This window comes from Paracandidimonas lactea (genome assembly GCF_021653995.1).
Lineage (GTDB): Bacteria > Pseudomonadota > Gammaproteobacteria > Burkholderiales > Burkholderiaceae_B > Allopusillimonas > Allopusillimonas lactea.
This window is the reverse complement of sequence record NZ_JAJJOZ010000001.1, coordinates 128,264-145,475: the sequence shown is the minus strand read 5'-3', so window position 1 is coordinate 145,475 and position 17,212 is coordinate 128,264. Positions and strand designations below refer to the sequence as shown.

The 17,212-nt window shown below is 60.8% G+C and carries 15 protein-coding genes; 2 read left to right on the top strand and 13 right to left on the bottom strand.

The window, feature by feature from the left end; translation table 11 throughout:
- Positions 1-63: 63 nt before the first annotated feature.
- The gene (glnE, locus tag LOL23_RS00660; protein WP_160976107.1) at positions 64-2,910 is read left to right on the top strand and encodes a bifunctional [glutamate--ammonia ligase]-adenylyl-L-tyrosine phosphorylase/[glutamate--ammonia-ligase] adenylyltransferase; all 2,847 of its coding nucleotides are present in this window, start codon (positions 64-66) and stop codon (positions 2,908-2,910) included.
- 201 nt (positions 2,911-3,111) lie between these two features.
- Here the strand turns inward: glnE and LOL23_RS00655 are convergent, their stop codons facing one another.
- The 3 genes from LOL23_RS00655 to clpB all read right to left on the bottom strand — a co-directional run bounded on the left by LOL23_RS00655 (position 3,112) and on the right by clpB (position 7,459).
- On the bottom strand, positions 3,112-4,332 hold the full coding sequence (locus LOL23_RS00655; RefSeq protein WP_160976105.1) for a CynX/NimT family MFS transporter: 1,221 nt from the start codon (positions 4,330-4,332) through the stop codon (positions 3,112-3,114).
- On the bottom strand, positions 4,325-4,789 hold the full coding sequence (locus tag LOL23_RS00650) for a nucleoside deaminase (RefSeq protein WP_160976103.1): 465 nt from the start codon (positions 4,787-4,789) through the stop codon (positions 4,325-4,327). The genes LOL23_RS00655 and LOL23_RS00650 overlap by 8 nt, the downstream gene beginning before the upstream one ends.
- A gap of 75 nt (positions 4,790-4,864) precedes the next feature.
- Positions 4,865-7,459: an ATP-dependent chaperone ClpB gene (gene clpB / locus LOL23_RS00645; protein ID WP_160976101.1), complete on the bottom strand. Its 2,595-nt coding sequence runs from the start codon at positions 7,457-7,459 to the stop codon at positions 4,865-4,867.
- A 345-nt stretch (positions 7,460-7,804) separates the two neighbouring features.
- On the opposite strand from clpB, the gene LOL23_RS00640 reads away from it, so the two are divergent.
- Positions 7,805-8,536, top strand: coding sequence for a helix-turn-helix domain-containing protein (locus LOL23_RS00640; protein ID WP_160976099.1), 732 nt, complete (start codon positions 7,805-7,807; stop codon positions 8,534-8,536).
- Positions 8,537-8,653: 117 nt separating this feature from the next.
- On the opposite strand, the gene LOL23_RS00635 is transcribed toward LOL23_RS00640, so the two are convergent.
- The 10 genes from LOL23_RS00635 to aceA form a co-directional block, all read right to left on the bottom strand.
- The gene (locus LOL23_RS00635; protein ID WP_160976097.1) at positions 8,654-8,911 is read right to left on the bottom strand and encodes a hypothetical protein; all 258 of its coding nucleotides are present in this window, start codon (positions 8,909-8,911) and stop codon (positions 8,654-8,656) included.
- 149 nt (positions 8,912-9,060) lie between these two features.
- The gene (locus tag LOL23_RS00630) at positions 9,061-9,261 is read right to left on the bottom strand and encodes a FixH family protein (protein ID WP_160976898.1); all 201 of its coding nucleotides are present in this window, start codon (positions 9,259-9,261) and stop codon (positions 9,061-9,063) included.
- Positions 9,262-9,347: 86 nt separating this feature from the next.
- Positions 9,348-10,847 carry a cytochrome c oxidase accessory protein CcoG gene (gene ccoG, locus LOL23_RS00625; protein WP_160976095.1) on the bottom strand — a complete coding sequence of 500 codons (1,500 nt, stop codon included), beginning with the start codon at positions 10,845-10,847 and terminating at the stop codon, positions 9,348-9,350.
- 42 nt (positions 10,848-10,889) lie between these two features.
- A complete protein-coding gene (gene ccoP, locus LOL23_RS00620; protein ID WP_160976093.1) occupies positions 10,890-11,810 on the bottom strand; it encodes a cytochrome-c oxidase, cbb3-type subunit III in 921 nt (306 codons plus the stop codon).
- Positions 11,803-11,991 (bottom strand): cbb3-type cytochrome oxidase subunit 3, encoded by a 189-nt coding sequence (locus tag LOL23_RS00615; protein ID WP_160976091.1) that lies wholly within the window; start codon positions 11,989-11,991, stop codon positions 11,803-11,805. Before LOL23_RS00615 ends, ccoP begins: the two co-directional genes overlap by 8 nt.
- Positions 11,991-12,647 (bottom strand): cytochrome-c oxidase, cbb3-type subunit II, encoded by a 657-nt coding sequence (gene ccoO, locus LOL23_RS00610; protein ID WP_160976089.1) that lies wholly within the window; start codon positions 12,645-12,647, stop codon positions 11,991-11,993. The genes LOL23_RS00615 and ccoO overlap by 1 nt, the downstream gene beginning before the upstream one ends.
- Positions 12,648-12,657: 10 nt before the next feature.
- On the bottom strand, positions 12,658-14,148 hold the full coding sequence (gene ccoN, locus LOL23_RS00605) for a cytochrome-c oxidase, cbb3-type subunit I (RefSeq protein ID WP_160976087.1): 1,491 nt from the start codon (positions 14,146-14,148) through the stop codon (positions 12,658-12,660).
- A gap of 57 nt (positions 14,149-14,205) precedes the next feature.
- A complete protein-coding gene (gene ccoS / locus LOL23_RS00600; RefSeq protein ID WP_160976085.1) occupies positions 14,206-14,412 on the bottom strand; it encodes a cbb3-type cytochrome oxidase assembly protein CcoS in 207 nt (68 codons plus the stop codon).
- Between the two features lie 3 nt (positions 14,413-14,415).
- Positions 14,416-15,381 carry a P-type ATPase actuator domain-containing protein gene (locus LOL23_RS00595; protein WP_160976083.1) on the bottom strand — a complete coding sequence of 322 codons (966 nt, stop codon included), beginning with the start codon at positions 15,379-15,381 and terminating at the stop codon, positions 14,416-14,418.
- 357 nt (positions 15,382-15,738) lie between these two features.
- Complete coding sequence (aceA, locus tag LOL23_RS00590) at positions 15,739-17,067, bottom strand: isocitrate lyase (protein WP_160976081.1); 1,329 nt, start codon at positions 17,065-17,067, stop codon at positions 15,739-15,741.
- Positions 17,068-17,212: the final 145 nt, after the last annotated feature.

The window sequence follows — 17,212 nt, the reverse complement described above, 5'->3', positions numbered from 1 at the left end:
GCCAGTGAGGCAGGATTTGCAGTATCGTCCGAAAGTCTTGAGCCCGCACCTTCCGGTATTACTATGTCTGAGCCCATTATATTAGAGAGCGCACTGCGCTGGTCCGGCGCATTGCGCAGAAAGCTGACCGCGAGCGAATCCTTCGGACAATGGCTGGGCGAGGCGGCCCGCCACGCGGTGACAAACGAAACACTGCAGGCATGGTTCGCGGAGTTGGCCGGCGAAGGCGCCCGCGACACCACTCTGGCTGTGGACGATGTGCGGCGCGTGCTGCGCCAACTGCGCGAGCGCGTGTTTTTTACGCTAATGGTCCGCGATATCAACGGAGCGGCGCCCCTCGGGGAGGTGGTCACGGCAATGTCGACGTTGGCCGATCTTGCCGTGGCGCAAGCCTATAAAAGCGTCGCCGCAGGGGTGGCGCAGACACATGGCATGCCGATGGATCCAGCCACAGGGCTGCCGCAAGAGATGCTGATTATTGGCATGGGCAAACTGGGTGGTTGCGAGCTCAATGTATCATCCGATATCGATCTGGTCATGCTATATGGCGAAGAAGGTGAAACCAACGGGCGCCGCGCCATCAGCCACCACGAATTCTATGGCCGCGTCACGCAGCGCATGATGCCGGTGTTGTCCGAGCCCGACGAGCACGGGCAGGTGTTCCGCAGCGATCTGCGCCTGCGCCCCGACGGCGACGCAGGCCCGTTGGCCTGGAGCCTGGATGCACTCGAGAACTATCTTGTGGCACAGGGGCGCGAATGGGAGCGCTATGCGTGGCTCAAGGCCCGCGTTATTCCCTGCAGTGCCTTTCCAGGCAGCGATTCCCGTGCTCAGCAGGAGCAGTTTGAACGGCTGCGTCGGCCCTTTGTTTATCGTAAATATTTTGATTTCAATGCCTTGGCGGCATTGCGGGGGCTGCGGGAACGCATACGCCAGGACTGGGCCAGGCGCGCATCAGCCCGCAACGGCATCGATGCCGTTCACAACATCAAGCTGGGTGATGGCGGCATCCGCGAAATCGAGTTCGTGGTCCAATTGAACCAACTGATCCGCGGCGGGCGCACACCATCACTCCAGCAAAGCGGCCTGCTCGATGCCATGCACAGGCAGGTCAAGGCTGGCGTGCTGGCCAATGAAGTGGCCCAAGGCTTGAGCGCGGCCTATACATTCTTGCGGCGCGTCGAGCATATGCTGCAGTACCGCGAAGATGAACAAACGCATTTGCTTCCGCGCGATCCCGCACAATGCGAGGGTCTGGCCCAAGCCATGGGCATGCCGACCACGCAATTCGATGAAACACTTGCGGCGCATCGCGCGTTTGTGTCGCAAACCTTCCGCAATGCCTTCCGCATTGCAGGCATGGGTGGCGACGACAGCAGCGACGGCAGGAATGACAGCGTCGGCAATGGCAGCGTCGCTCGGAAACCGGGCCGAGGCGGCACGGCAGCAGGCACGGCAGACGGCGATCGCCAGGAAGCGGACTTGCCCGCGCTGCTCAGCCAGGTATATGGCGAAGAAGCGGCCGCCATCGGCCAGCGCGTGCATGCGTTGCTAGACAGCCATCGCGTGCGCAGCCTCTCGGCCAGCAGCCGCCAGCGCCTGGAAGACCTGCTGCCCGCCATTGTTCGTGCGTCTGCCGGCACCGACCAGCCCGCTGTCACTACCACTCGCCTGCTTGATTTGGTGGAACAGATTGCCCAGCGCAGCGCCTACCTCGCGCTGCTGGCAGAATACCCCGACACGCTCGCCCGCGTGGCGCGCATGGTAGGCGCCAGCCCCTGGGCTGCGCAGTATCTGCTGCGCCATCCCATCCTGCTGGACAGCCTGATCGAATGGCAATCATTGATGGCCACACCCGATTTCACGTCGCTGGCTGCGCAGTTGCGCGCCGAACTGGATGCCTGCGTGCTGGCCAACGGACAGCCAGACGTCGAACAGCAGATGAACCTGATGCGCGACTTTCAGCACCAGATCAGCTTCCAGTTGCTGGCCCAAGACCTGGAGGGTGTGCTGACGGTGGAGCGCCTGGCCGATCAGCTTTCGGCACTCGCGGACATGTTGCTGAGCGAAACGATCCACCGCGTCTGGCCACTGATACAACCCCGCGGCCACCACGGCGGTGCCACGCTTGCTCCACCGCATTTTGCCATCATCGCCTACGGCAAGCTGGGTGGCAAGGAAATCGGCTACGCCTCCGACCTGGATCTGGTCTTCCTGTACCAGGATCCGAACAGCGATGAGGCTGGCGAGCTGTACGCCAAGCTGGGCCGGCGCACGTCGTCGTGGCTGTCCACCATGACATCGTCTGGCCGCCTGTACGAGATAGACTTGCGGCTGCGCCCTGACGGCGACGCCGGCCTGCTGGCTGTTTCACTGGACGCTTTTGAACAGTACCAGTTGCACCATGCCTGGCCCTGGGAGCACCAGGCGATCACGCGAGCCCGCTACGTAGCGGGCGATCCAGCCATCGGCGAACGCTTCGAGCGGATCAGGCGCGAGATACTATTGCGGCCACGCGACCCTGACACACTGCGGGCAGATGTCCGCACCATGCGCGAACGTATCAGTGCGGGCCACCCCAACCCCAGCCCCGAATTCGATCTGAAGCATGATCGCGGCGGCATGGTGGATGTAGAGTTCATCACGCAGTACCTGGTGCTCAGCCATGCACGACAGCATCCAGAACTGCTGGACAACCTGGGCAATATTGCCTTGCTAGGCTTGGCGGGCAAGGCAAACCTGATCCCGCAAGACCTTGCCGCCAGGGTGGCCGACGCTTACCGCGCGTTGCGCAAGCATCAGCATGCCTTGCGATTGCAGGGGGCCGAGAAAGCCCGGCTACCTGCCGCGCAGCTTGCAGCGGAACGCGCCGCGGTCACTGAACTTTGGAATCTGGTCATCGGCGACTGACATGATGCGTTTAACCCCGATCGCGAATACAAAATCCGCAAGAACGAAACATTCGTCTTGCGGAAAAACACGGCATTCCCTTCATCAATGCCGGTTACGACCGCGGCAACTGGTTCAAGCGGGCCTAGGGGTTGGAAAACGAGCCTGATCAGATCAACGACTGTGGGGTGCGCGCCGCCGCGCCGGCCTTATATCCGGCGGTCAAGGCGCACCGATGGCCTTCTGATACCCTCGCGGCGAAAATATCATCGTCACTGCAATCATTACCGCCACCGAAGCGGCAAGCACAATCCATGAAGCGTCGAAGGCGCCGGTGGTATCACGCAGCCAGCCCGTGATGTACGGAATAATACCCGTGATGATAAAGCCCACGCCTTGCACAAAAGCTGCCAGGCTGCCGGCGGCGCGCGACTCATGCACGTGATCGAGCGTCAGCGTCAAACTCAGGGCGAAACACGAGCCCAGGCCATAGCCGATCAGCGCGACCCACAGCAAAGGCATGCCCTGCGGCGCCGCCACCAACCCTACAAACCCCACCAGTTGTGTCGCCAGTGCCAGAATCAGCCAGGGGCGGCGGTCAGGGCCGCTGCGCATTAACACCGGTGCGCCCAGCGCGCCGATAACCTGGAAAATTGTCATGAAGCCGATGAGGCCCCCGCTGGCTGGCGCACTCCAGCCCAACTGGCGATAAAAAGGCGGCAGCCACGCCACCATGCTGGTATAGCCACCGTTGATGAAACCGAAGTAAAACGCCAGCAGCCAGCCACGCCGGTTGCCGAAGAAGTGACGGACGGGCCCCGCCGTTCGTGGCCGGACCACTTCAGCCGGACGCCCACGCAGCCACAGCGCCAGCGCCAACAGCGCTGGCAGTGCCCACACAGCGAGACCCACCCGCCAGCTTGAAAACCATTGCGCGACCTGCGGGGCCAGCACGGCAGCGACGCCGCCCCCCGTCATGAGCGAGGCCGAATAAAACCCCAGGGCAGTGGGAACATGCCGCGGAAACCAGCGCTTTATGGCGCCTGGCACCAACGCCTGGATAATGGCGACGCCCGTGCCCGCCAACGCGGCGCTGGCGATCAGCGCACCGCCCCCGTCGAGCCAGGCGCGCCACAGGCATGCAGCGGCAATGGCCAGCAGCCCGCTCACGATACCTTGGTTCTCGGACACAACGCGGTCTATCCACGGCAGGACGAGCGCAATCGCCCCCATGCAGACAACAGGCAGCGCCGTCAAAAGCGAAGCACCCTGGAAGCCCAGACCTGTATCCGCACGTATTTCCGCCAGCAAGGGCCCGATCGTCGTAAGGATGGGGCGCAGGTTCATGCCCAGGGCAACGATGACAATCAAGGCGAGGACGCCGGCATGCGCGACGTGCTCGCCGTTTCGAAGGCTTTGCCGCTTCGCCCCGTGTTCAGCCATGCTTTACCTGTCGAGCAGACCAGGCATGATACAGCCCTTCTTCGCCGGCGGGACGCAAAGGCTGCAGTAGCGCGGACCCATCCACCGCCAGCGCGGGCAGTTCTGCGTAGACGTCAGAAGTTGACATGCCGAAGGGCTCGCCATCTTCGTTTGAATATGCGAAATAGGCGGCGCGGATGCCCGCCAGCCGCATGGCTGCCAGACACATGGGACAGGGATGGCCGCTGGCATAAACTTCACAGCCGTCCAGGCGCGAGGTGCCCAGCTTGCCGCCCGCCTCGCGCAGCGCGAGCAATTCGGCGTGCGCGGTGGGGTCGCTGGTCTGGTTGATCTGGTTAGCGGCGCGCGCGATGATCTGACCATCGCGTACCAGAACAGCGCCAAAGGGACGGCCGCCGGCCTCAATGTTGGCACGGGCAAGCGCCACGGCCTCGCGCATGAAAGCTTCTTGGGACATGAATGCACTCCTGTGCGGGAGAATCGGGCCGCGCCTGTAAAACCGCCAGTATATGCGAGGCGCGGGCCCGACCCCTTATTGCAGAGTGCGCGAAAACACGAACTCGTCCTGGTCCCAGTCGACGGGTACCACATCCTTGGGCCCGAACTTGCCTTCAAGGATCAGGCGAGCAATCGGATTCTCGATGCGCTGCTGAATGGCCCGCTTGAGCGGCCGCGCCCCGAACACCGGGTCGAAGCCACTGCGCGCGAGCTGCGCCAGCGCGGCATCCGACACTTCGAGCCGCATGTCTTTCTGGGCAAGGCGGGCTCCCAGGCGCTGCAGCTGAATCCGGGCAATCGCGGAAATATGTGTGGCATCGAGCCCATGGAACACCACCACTTCGTCAATACGGTTCAGGAACTCGGGCCGGAACGCTTGCTTGAGTTCGCTCCAGATGACCTCCTTGACCACCTCGTAAGGCTGGCCAGTCATGCTCTGGATGTGCTGCGAGCCCAGGTTGGATGTCATGATGATGACTGTGTTGCGGAAATCGACGGTGCGGCCCTGGCCATCGGTGAGCCGGCCATCGTCCAGCACCTGCAGCAATACGTTGAACACATCCGGATGCGCCTTTTCGACCTCGTCCAGCAGCACGACGCTATACGGCTTGCGCCTCACTGCCTCGGTAAGATAGCCGCCCTCTTCGTAGCCCACGTACCCCGGCGGCGCGCCGATAAGCCGCGCGACGGAGTGCTTTTCCATGAACTCGCTCATGTCGATACGAATCAGGTGATCCTCGGAATCGAACAGGAAGCTGGCGAGCGCCTTGGTGAGTTCAGTTTTACCCACCCCCGTGGGCCCCAGGAACAAAAAGGAACCATAGGGGCGCGCAGGATCCGACAAACCCGCCCGGGAGCGCCGGATGGCATCGGCCACCAGGGTGACCGCCTCATCCTGGCCCACCACGCGCTTGTGCAGGACTTCTTCCATCTTCAACAGCTTGTCGCGTTCGCCCTGCATCATCTTGGCCACCGGAATACCGGTGGCGCGCGAAACGACCTCGGCAATCTCCTCGGCGCCCACCTCGGTACGCAGCAGGCGTGGCCTGTCGGACGCATCGACTTGCTGCTTGCCGATTTCGGCCGCTTTCAGGCGGTTTTCGAGTTCTGGCAGCTTGCCGTACTGCAGCTCGGCAAGCTTGTCGAACTGACCCTTGCGTTGCAACTCGGACATTTCGGCACGCACACGCTCGATTTCTTCTTTGATGGCCTGCGAACCCTGGACGGCGGCTTTCTCCGCTTTCCAGACTTCTTCGTAGTCGTTGTACTCGCGCTGCAGCGAGACAAGCTCGTCTTCGATAGCCTTCAGGCGCCGCTGCGAGGCTTCGTCGGTGTCTTTGTTGACTGCTGCGCGCTCGATCTTGAGCTGAATGATGCGGCGGTCCAGCCTGTCCATAACCTCGGGCTTGGAGTCGATCTCCATGCGAATGCGCGCCGCTGCCTCGTCGATGAGGTCGATGGCCTTGTCCGGCAGGAAGCGGTCGGTAATATAACGATTGGACAGCTCGGCAGCCGCCACGATGGCCGGGTCGGTGATCGCCACGCCGTGGTGCAATTCGTAGCGTTCTTGCAGCCCGCGCAAGATGGCAATAGTGGATTCGACATCCGGCTCGCTCACCAGTACCTTTTGGAAGCGGCGCTCGAGAGCGGCGTCTTTCTCGACGTACTTGCGGTATTCGTCGAGCGTGGTGGCGCCGATACAGTGCAGTTCGCCGCGCGCCAGCGCGGGCTTGAGCATATTGCCGGCATCGATCGCGCCCTCGGCCTTGCCGGCGCCCACCATGGTGTGCAACTCGTCGATGAATACAATGGTCTGGCCTTCGTCTTTGGCCAGTTCGTTAAGGACTGCCTTGAGGCGCTCTTCGAACTCGCCCCGGTATTTGGCGCCGGCCAGCAAAGATGCCATGTCGAGCGACAGCACCCGCTTGCCCTTCAGGGTTTCAGGTACCTCGTTATTGACGATACGCTGCGCCAGGCCTTCGACAATTGCCGTCTTGCCCACGCCCGGCTCACCGATCAGGACAGGGTTGTTTTTGGTGCGGCGCTGCAGAATCTGTATGGCGCGGCGGATTTCGTCGTCGCGCCCAATGACGGGATCGAGCTTACCTTGGGAGGCTAGTGCGGTGACGTCGGTGGTGTACTTGGCCAAGGCCTCTCTATGGGATTCGCCTTCGGCGTCGGACACCGCGGCGCCCCCCCGCACTGCGTTAACGGCCGCCTCGAGCGCCTTGCGCTCTAGCCCGGCTTCGCGCAAAATACGGCCGGTTTCACCCTTGTCGTCTGCCAGTGCCAGCAGGAAAAGCTCGCTGGCAATGTAACTATCGCCCCGCTGGGCTGCTTCTTTCTCGGTGCGGGCAAACACTGCCTGCAGGTCTCGGCTGACCTGCACATTGCCTTCAGCACCCTGTACTTGGGGAAAGTTCTTGATCTGGTTGTTTACCGCAGGCGCCAGCCGGTTGGCAGCCACCCCGGCGCGCGCCAGAAGGCTGGCGGTGCCGCTGGCGCTATCCGCGAGCAGGGCGGCCAGCACGTGCGCGGGCTCGATATAAGGGTTATCGTTGGTAACAGCAAGGCTTTGCGCATCTGCGACCGCTTGCTGAAACTTGGTTGTAAGTTTGTCGAATCGCATGTTTGTTCTTCACAGTAAAGAGAAGGAGCGTGAGCTCGGATACAGAATATGTGCGGATGGCACGCGATTTTTCAAGGGAACACGCCGGCAAATTTCAGGCCCGCGTTAATGCTTATAACCGGGGCACCGCGCCGTTGCATCAAACATTTCAGCACCGTTCACAGTAGAGTGCTGACATATTTGGTACTATCCCTGACATAGGTCAATTTCTGGTCGCATGATCTGCCTCATCAGGGTGCGGGTCATTGCGTACAGGGCCCTTGCCCCGTACCGGCCGCGGCAGGCGCCGCATTTCATGCCGCGCCTGCCTGATAACTTTACTGTTCGCCCACGGGGGGCGATTGTATGCAAAGAAGAATTTCAATCACTCCAGAAGCCTCTCGCTGTTCGACCTGTATGCTGAGCGATATCTGCCTGCCGCTGGGTATGGCGCGCGAAGACATTGCCCGGCTCGACGAACTGGTGCAAGAGCGCATCCGGATCAGCAAGGGGGGCACGCTGTTCCATCTGGGTGACCCTGCCGACGCCGTTTATGGCGTGCGTTTCGGTTCGCTCAAGACACAACTGGAAGACGCCTCGGGACACATGCAGATCACCGGCTTCCTGCTGCCCGGCGAAATCATCGGTATGGACGGCTTGCTCACCAACCAGCACGTGTCCAATGCCGTGGCGCTGGAAGACAGCGAAGTCTGCGTTATCCGAATTCGCGACATGGATCAGCTTTCCCAGCAACTGCCTACGCTGCAGCAGCAATTTCGCCGCCTGATGAGCAAAGAGATCAATCGCTCGCATCAGATGGTCATGTCGCTGGGGGCCTTGCGCTCAGAGCAAAGGCTGGCGGCTTTTCTTGTGAATTTATCGCAGCGCCTTTCCACGCTTGGATATTCGCCCAATGAGTTCGTGCTGCGCATGAGCCGGGACGAAATCGGCAATTACCTGGGTCTTACCCTTGAAACAGTCAGCCGTCTGTTCTCGCGCTTTGCCCGAGAAGGCCTGATCCGCATCCACCAACGCGAGGTACACCTGCTGGATCTACCTGCGCTGCATGCGCTGGCCGGCATAGAGTGCACCACATGACTCAGCCCTAGGCCCTCTGGCACGGGCCTGGTATCGATAAACGGCAACGCCTCAGGGCGTCGGCATGCGGGGATCAACAATACGGCCATGCCCGCCGTAGCGATGCCGCCTTAGGCCTCAGTAATGAAGCGGCTCGCCGAACTCGTCGAGTTCAGGCGCACGCGGCGGCGCGATCTGCAGCGTAAGCGCGCTGGACAAGGCCGCCATCAGCCAGAAAAGAAAAAACCCACCCGCGTACACTTGCTGGCGGGTTGCGTTGAGATAACCGAGAAAGGTGATATCCAGCGGATCAACCAGGGCGAACACGGCGGCGCTGACCGCCCCGGCGGCCAGAAACGAAGGCCACAGCACCCACATCCACGTGCGGTTTCTCATAGTGTCTCCCATTGGCATGCAATGTCGTTGGTATGTAATGACATCAGTGTATCCGCACATTGCAGCACGCGCATCGGGGTCGTTACCAAGTACAGGCTCACCCGTGTTGCCTTTTTGTGGCGTCCGCACAACGAGTGCGCCCTGCCCCATCATTGCGCCCGATGGCCCTCCACGGCTGGCTTTTCCACGGACACCACCAGACCGCGCTTGACTCCGCCATCGCGGATTTCCTGGTCAGAGAAATTCTGCACGGCCAGCGCAATGGTAATGATGCAGCCGATGATCGCGAGCGCGGGCCCGGCCATGAGTATCCACGGCCAGGGTTCGCGCCACCAGGGGCGAGCACCCATCTGCTCGACCGGCGCCACCTTGTCCGGGGCGGCCTGCTGCGTAGTATTGCGTAGCGAACTGGACATCTGACGAGCCTCCCCAGACATTATTTCGGTACAAAGAAACTGGATTTTTCCACAACGTCCACATTACGGCCTTCGGTATAGCTACCCTCGGCGCGCAGCTCGATTTCGTGCAGGCCAGGCTGGGTGCTGGCCGCCGGCGCCCGCACTACGATGGGCACCAGGCGGTTGGAAGCCGCATCGACCGTGACGGACTGACCGCGGGTGTCGGCGGTTTCGATCGAAAGCCCTTCCACCCCCTTGGCGCCAAGCTTCAGCGTAATTGGCGCCTCAGACGTATTGATGAACTGCAGCCTGTAGACGTTTTCAATGATGCCACCGGGCACTTCACGACCCAACGCACCGCGATCGCGGATAACATCCATGCGCAGCGTGGTACGGGTGCCGAGCGAGACCACAAAGGCAATTGCAATGGCGATCATGACAGCCCAGTAAATGAGCACGCGCGGGCGCAGCACCCGTTTACGCACCTGTTTCTGGGTCAGGCCGTCCGTAATGGCGCGCCCGGAGGTATAGCGGATGAGGCCGAGATCGTAGCCCATCTTGTCCATAACCGTATCGCAGGCATCAACACAGGCACCACACCCTATACACATATATTGCAAGCCTTCGCGGATGTCGATGCCGGTTGGACAGACTTGTACGCACATGCTGCAATCGACGCAGTCGCCCATGCCCGCATCTTTGTGATCGATCTTGCGTGAACGGCCGCCGCGCGGTTCGCCGCGCTTGTAATCGTACGTGACGACGAAGGTGTCGTCATCGACCATGACGCTCTGGAAACGCGCATATGGGCACATATATTTGCACACGGCTTCGCGCATGAAGCCGGCGTTGCCCCAGGTTGCAAACGAATAGAACACCATCCAGAACCACTGCCAGGGGCCTAGCGTAAACGTGAGCAGGCCCATGCCAAGCTCGCGAATAGGGGCAAAGTAGCCGATGAAGGTAGAGCCCGTCCACCAAGCGAGCAGCACCCACAGCGTATGCTTGGTTGTCTTGATGCGCAACTTGCGCCACGACCAGGGGGCTTCGTCCAGGCGGATGCGGGCCAGGCGGTCGCCTTCTACCTTGCGCTCTATCCACATGAAGATTTCGGTGTAGACCGTTTGCGGACAGGCGTAGCCACAGAACAAGCGGCCCGCCATGGCCGTGAACAGAAACAGCCCAAGCGCGGACAGCACCAGAAGTACCGCCAGATAAATGACATCTTGCGGCCACAAGACCATGCCGAAAATATAGAACTTGCGCGCCGCGAGATCGAACAGGACAGCCTGGCGGCCGTTCCATTGCAGCCACGGCAGGCCATAGAAAATGGCCTGTGTGACAAACACCATGATGACGCGCCAGCGCGCAAAGTACCCCGTCACCGAACGCGGATAAATCTTGCCGCGGACTTCGGACAGCGCCTGCTCGACCTGGGGAGAAGGACCGCCGGGCGAAGGCAGCTGTGCTGGCCTCCAGGCGGGGATTTCTTCTTTCCTGGCCGCGCTCGCCGGGCGGCTGATCGATTCGCTGTCCATGACCTACTCGATGTGATGATCGGGGTTGGGGGCGTGACGCCCTTATTTGGCTGCCACCGCAGCCTGATTGCTCAGGCCCCAGACCCATGCCGTCAGCATGCGGATCTGGTCTTGCGTCAGGATACCTTCCTGTGCGGGCATGACGTTCTGCCGGCCCTTCAGGATGGTTTCGACGATTGCGGCTTCGGAACTGCCGAACAACCAGACATTGTCTGTGAGGTTAGGCGCGCCAACAGCCTGATTACCCTTGCCGTCGATGCCGTGGCAGGCGACGCAGTAGGTTTCGAAGCCGCGCTTGCCGGGCACCACCTTGAGCGGATCGCTGGCCAGGCCTGAAAGCGAGCGGACATAGTTGGCGATGTTGGCCGCATCGACCGGGCTGACCGACGATGCCCAGGGCGGCATCATGCCATGGCGGCCCTTGGTGATGGTTTGCATGATCTGCTCGGGTGAGCCGCCATGCAGCCAGTCTTTATCCGTCAGGTTGGGAAAGGTGCCCGCGCCGCGCGCATCTGAACCGTGGCACTGCGCACAGTTGTTCAAAAACAGGCGCTGACCAATCTGACGCGCGTTTTCATCCTGCGCAATAGCGGGAATCTGCATCTCTCGATACTTCGCGTACAAAGGCTCGATCTGTGCGTGCATGGCCTCCTGCTGCGCCTTGACCTGCTTGGCAGCGGTGTAGCCCAGTTTGCCTGAATAGTCGCCCAGGCCGGGATAGAGGAACAGAATGGCCAACGCAATCACGCACAGGCCTATATAGAACACTGTCCACCAACGTGGCACGGGCGTGTTCAGCTCCGTCAGGTCGCCATCCCACACGTGCCCGGTGTCTTCACCCGCCGGCACCGAACGGCCCAGCCAGGCCCGCTGCGTGAACAGCAGCCACAGGCAGAACACGATACCGCCCAGCGAAATGATGGCGATGAAGTAGCTCCAGAAACTGCTGACGAAATTACTCATGATTGTGTCCTTCATTCTTTTGCGTCGCCGCGCAGGCTATCGCCTCGTCTGGCAGAGCGAACGGCAGCATGGATGCCTCGTGATTGGCCTTGGCCCGCCCCGCGGACCAGGCCCACCAAACAATGCCCAGGAATGTCGCCAGCACGAGCAGTGTGGCGATCCCGTTGAAAATCCCCAGCATCACAGCGCTCCCTCACGCACCGCCTTGGCCGCCGCATCGCGGCCGGCTACGCCCAGCCCCTGCAGGAAAGCCACCAGCGCATCTTCCTCGGTACGACCCTTCAGCGCCTCGGGCGCCTTGCTGATCTGCTCGTCGGTATAGGGCACACCCAGCCTGCGCAGCGCGATCATGCGGTCTTGCACGTTTTCACCCTCGACCGAACGCTGTGCCAGCCAGGGGTAGGCCGGCATGTTCGACTCTTTGACGACATCGCGCGGATTGCGCAGGTGCACGCGATGCCAGTCGTCGGAATAGCGTCCGCCCACGCGGGCCAGATCGGGGCCGGTGCGCTTGGACCCCCACAGGAAGGGGTGGTCGTAGCGCGATTCGCCAGCCAACGAGTACGGGCCATAGCGCTGCACTTCGGAGCTGAGCATGCGGATTTGCTGGGAATGGCAGCCGACACAGCCTTCGCGGATGTAGATGTCGCGGCCGATCAGGCTCAGAGAGTCGTAGGGCTCGACACCCTGTACCGCCTGCGTGGTGGAGTGCTGGAAGAACAGCGGCACGATCTGCACCAGGCCAGCGAAGGAGATCACCAGAATACTCAGGACAATCAGCAGGCCGACGTTAGTCTCGATCAGCTTGTGGGAAAAACCCGTGGATTTATTGGCCATTTTCTTCTCCTCAAGCCGAAGCCACTTGCGTCGCGGGACCGACAAAGGCCGGGTCGCGGGCGTCAGGGCTGTACAGGGGCACAGCCGGGTTTACCTTGGTTTGGCGGCGCACCGTGATCCAGGTGTTGTAGGCCATCAGGCACATGCCCGACAGGAACAACAACCCGCCCATCAAGCGTATGGCGTAGAACGGGTATGTAGCCTTGACTGCTTCGACGAAGCTGTAAGTGAGCGTGCCGTCAGCTTCGGTGGCGCGCCACATCAGGCCTTGCATCACACCGGCGATCCACATAGAGGCGATGTACAGCACCACGCCCAGCGTCGCAACCCAGAAGTGCAGCTCAACCAGCTTCATGTTGGCCATTTGCGTACGACCATACAGGCGCGGAATCAGGTAATACAACGAACCGAAGGTGATCATGGCCACCCAACCAAGCGCGCCGGAATGTACGTGGCCCACTGTCCAGTCGGTGTAGTGCGACAGCGCATTGACCGTGCGGATAGACATCATCGAGCCCTCGAACGTGGACATGCCGTAGAACGACAACGCCACCACAAGGAACTTGAGGATGGGGTCGGTGCGCAGTTTGTGCCATGCGCCAGACATCGTCATGATGCCGTTGATCATGCCGCCCCAGGACGGTGCCAGCAGAATCAGCGACAGCGCCATGCCCAGCGATTGGGTCCAGTCGGGCAGCGAGGTGTACAGCAGGTGGTGCGGACCGGCCCACATGTATGTGAACGCAAGTGCCCAGAAGTGGACGATGGACAGGCGGTACGAATAAATGGGACGGCCGGCCTGCTTGGGCACGAAGTAGTACATCATGCCCAGGAAGCTGGTGGTGAGAAAGAAGCCCACGGCATTGTGGCCATACCACCACTGCACCATGGCATCTTGCACACCCGAATAGGCTGAGTACGATTTCCAGAGCGATACCGGCATTTCGAGGTTGTTGAAGATATGCAGGACGGCGATGGTGAGGATGTACGAGCCGAAGAACCAGTTGGCCACATAGATGTGCTTGACACGGCGCTTGGCGATAGTGCCGAAGAACACCACGGCGTATGCCACCCAAACCAAGGCGATCAGAATATCGATCGGCCATTCGAGTTCGGCGTACTCTTTGGTGCTGGTGAAACCCATGGGCAGCGTGATGACGGCGGCCACGAGCGCCAGTTGCCAGCCCCAGAAGGTGAAAGCGGAAAGCTTGTCGCTGAACAGGCGAGCCTGACAGGTGCGCTGTACCACGTAGTACGAGGTTGCAAACAGTGCATTACCGCCGAAGGCGAAAATGACGCCGTTGGTATGCAATGGACGCAGGCGACCATAACTTAGCCAGGGCGTATTGAAATTAAGCTCCGGCCAGATGAGCTGGGCAGCGATCAGGACGCCGACAGCCATGCCGACGATCCCCCAGAATACGGTGGCGATCGTGAACTGCCGGACCACCCCGTAATTGAAGACCTCGACCTGCTTGCCAGCAGTATCAGAAGCGCTCATGAGTTTCCCCTCAGATTGATTTAAACAACAACGATTTGATTCTTGTAACAGTGCGCCTCAGCGGCGCGTATCCCCAGGCATGTCTGCCCTGCCGCCCGACGTCTGCCCCGCCGCCGCCGTGCTGTCGTCATCCTGCAAAATGGACCGGCCTGCGTCACCAGCGTCGTCGAACTGCCCCGCAAAGATCGCCCACCAGAAGGCCGCCCCGATGAGGACGGCCATTACCAGCGAGATGGGCAACAGAAGCAGCAGTGACCCCGACATAACTCAGCTCCGGGCAGGCTCCGTAGCCCAGGATGGGTGCGACCCGCGAGTTTGCCGACGAAACAGGCGCCACGCGTTGGCGGCCACGGCAAGCGACGAAACCAGCATGGTGATGGCGGCCACCCAGGGAGCCACCAGACCGACGGCAGCCAGTGGCGTCATCAGCAGATGCCAGATAACCGCACCATAAAGATTCTGGCGCGCCACACGGCGTGTGGCGGCAACGAGGGAGGAAAGCTCGCCTGCGGGCAGCGTGCCGCGTGCGGACAACGAAGCATGTGCAGCAGCGACCGCGGTGGGAGCGGCCATGGCCATGGCACAAGGGCAGCTCATGACCAGCAGTGCAACCATGATGCTCACGGCACGTTCGGGAGCGTAGTAAAACCAGACCGCGCCCACGATAAAGGCCAGCGCTAGCTGCACTGCAACGAACCAGAAAGCCAAGGTGTTGGCATGACCCGATATGGACGCCCGGAACTGCTCGATACGAACATGGCCGGCGCCTGCCTCGATGGACTGGCGTGCGCATAACTCGAGGTAGCGGGCGGTGAGCAGAAAGGCCACAAACATGGTGACCGAATCGAAATAGACTTCGCCGTGCCCGGCGAACGTGGCGCGGGCGCTGGGAATGAAGGCGGCGGCAATGCCGAGCGCGACGGGGACATCCATGCCGACGTGACCGCGCCGAAGCTGGCGCCATGCGCCGCGCCACACTGGAGACGCGCAGTAGAGCGCAACCGGCACAGTCAGCGCCAGGCTGATCCAGTTCATCATGTAGATGGCTTGGTCGAGCAATGCAAGATTGTCCGGCGCCATGGAAGGTGAACGCAGATAGCCAGGAAACGCGAACATCATGACTTGCATCATGCCCAACCATGCCAGCCCCATGCGCGCGAGCATGCGGCGGCGAATCAAACGATCGTCTGCCGACAGTTGTTGAGGTGTAGCAAAAATGGAATATGCGCGCATGGCGGAGACTATATGACCTAGGGTTTACCTGAGTATTGATTTATATCAAACGCCTGGGGTCAGTGTTTGATCCATATGAAGGCGCACAGGCAGCCCACTGCGCTAGTAACCCTTGCGTGGCGCGCCTACAACAATTAACGTTCGCTCAGGCCGTGGCCGGCAGCACGTATGAAGCCCGCTGCCGAAAGGCCCCCATCTTACCTAAAAGTCGATTATCTTTCAGCAATAGTCATATATCTGCCGACAAAAAGAAAAACGCAGCCAGTTTGGCTGCGTTTTTCTTTCTGGCGACCGCCTGACACGTGCCACTACCGGCACAGCTTAGCGACGCCTTGAACCACTTTTGGCGTTGCGGCGTCAGGCCACGCGCAAGCCGTCCTTCTGGGTGTCGTGGTCGAACTGGGCTTCTTCGGTCGAGCCGGTCAATGCCGTGGTCGAAGATTGACCGCCTTCGATTGTCTGCGTCACAGCGTCAAAATAGCCAGTACCTACTTCACGCTGATGCTTGACGGCGGTAAAGCCCAGGTCGGCCGCGGCGAATTCCTTCTGCTGCAGCTCGACGAAAGCGCTCATCTGACGGCGGGCGTAGCCGTGCGCCAATTCGAACATGCCGTAGTTCAGCGCATGGAAGCCTGCGAGCGTGATGAACTGGAACTTATAGCCCATGGCGCCCAGCTCGCGCTGGAACTTGGCCACCGTGGCGTCGTCCAGGTTTTTCTTCCAGTTGAAGGAAGGCGAGCAGTTGTAGGAAAGCAGCTTGCCGGGGAATTGACGATGGATGGCTTCGGCGAACTTGCGTGCGTACTCGAGATTGGGGGTGGAGGTTTCGCACCACACCAAGTCGGCGTATGGCGCATAGGCCAGGCCGCGGGAAATCGCCTGATCAATGCCGGCGCGGGTGCGGTAGAAGCCTTCCACGGTACGTTCGCCAGTGATGAAGGGTTGATCGGACGGATCGATATCGCTAGTGACCAAGTCGGCCGCGTCGGCGTCGGTACGCGCCACGAGCACCGTGGGCACACCCATAACGTCGGCGGCCAGGCGCGCAGACACCAACTTGGCCACCGCCTCACGGGTAGGCACCAGCACTTTACCGCCCATGTGCCCGCACTTCTTCACCGATGCCAACTGATCCTCGAAGTGGACACCTGCCGCACCCGCCTCAATCATCGCCTTCATCAGTTCAAAAGCGTTGAGTACACCACCAAACCCGGCTTCAGCATCAGCGACAATAGGTGCAAAGTAGTCGATATAGCCTTCGTCGCCAGGGTTCTTGCCTTCCATCCATTGGATCTGGTCGCAGCGCGTGAGGGCGTTGTTGATGCGGCGAACCACTTGCGGCACCGAGTTGGCAGGATACAGCGACTGGTCAGGGTACATCTCGCCCGCGCCGTTGGCATCCCCGGCCACCTGCCAGCCAGACAGATAAATAGCCTTGAGACCGGCCTTGACCTGCTGCATGGCCTGGTTGCCTGTAAGCGCACCCAGCGCATTGACGAAATCCTCTGTGTGCAGCAGCGACCAGAGTTTTTCGGCGCCGCGCCGTGCAAGCGTATGCTCCACCGCCACCGAGCCGCGCAGGCGGATCACCTCATCGGCGCCATAGCTGCGCTTGATGCCTTGCCAGCGTGGCTCTTCAGCCCAAGTGCGCTGCAGTGTACGGATTTCGTTTTCGCGAGTAGACATGATGATTTCCTTTTTGTGGAATGCAATGATGAAAATAGAGCTTGAAACCGGGTGGCGAAAAAGTGTCGCCGTTGAGGAAAAGTCTACTCGGATGCTGCGGGGCAATATCGGTTTTTGTCTTATATAAGACATATAATTTTATTAT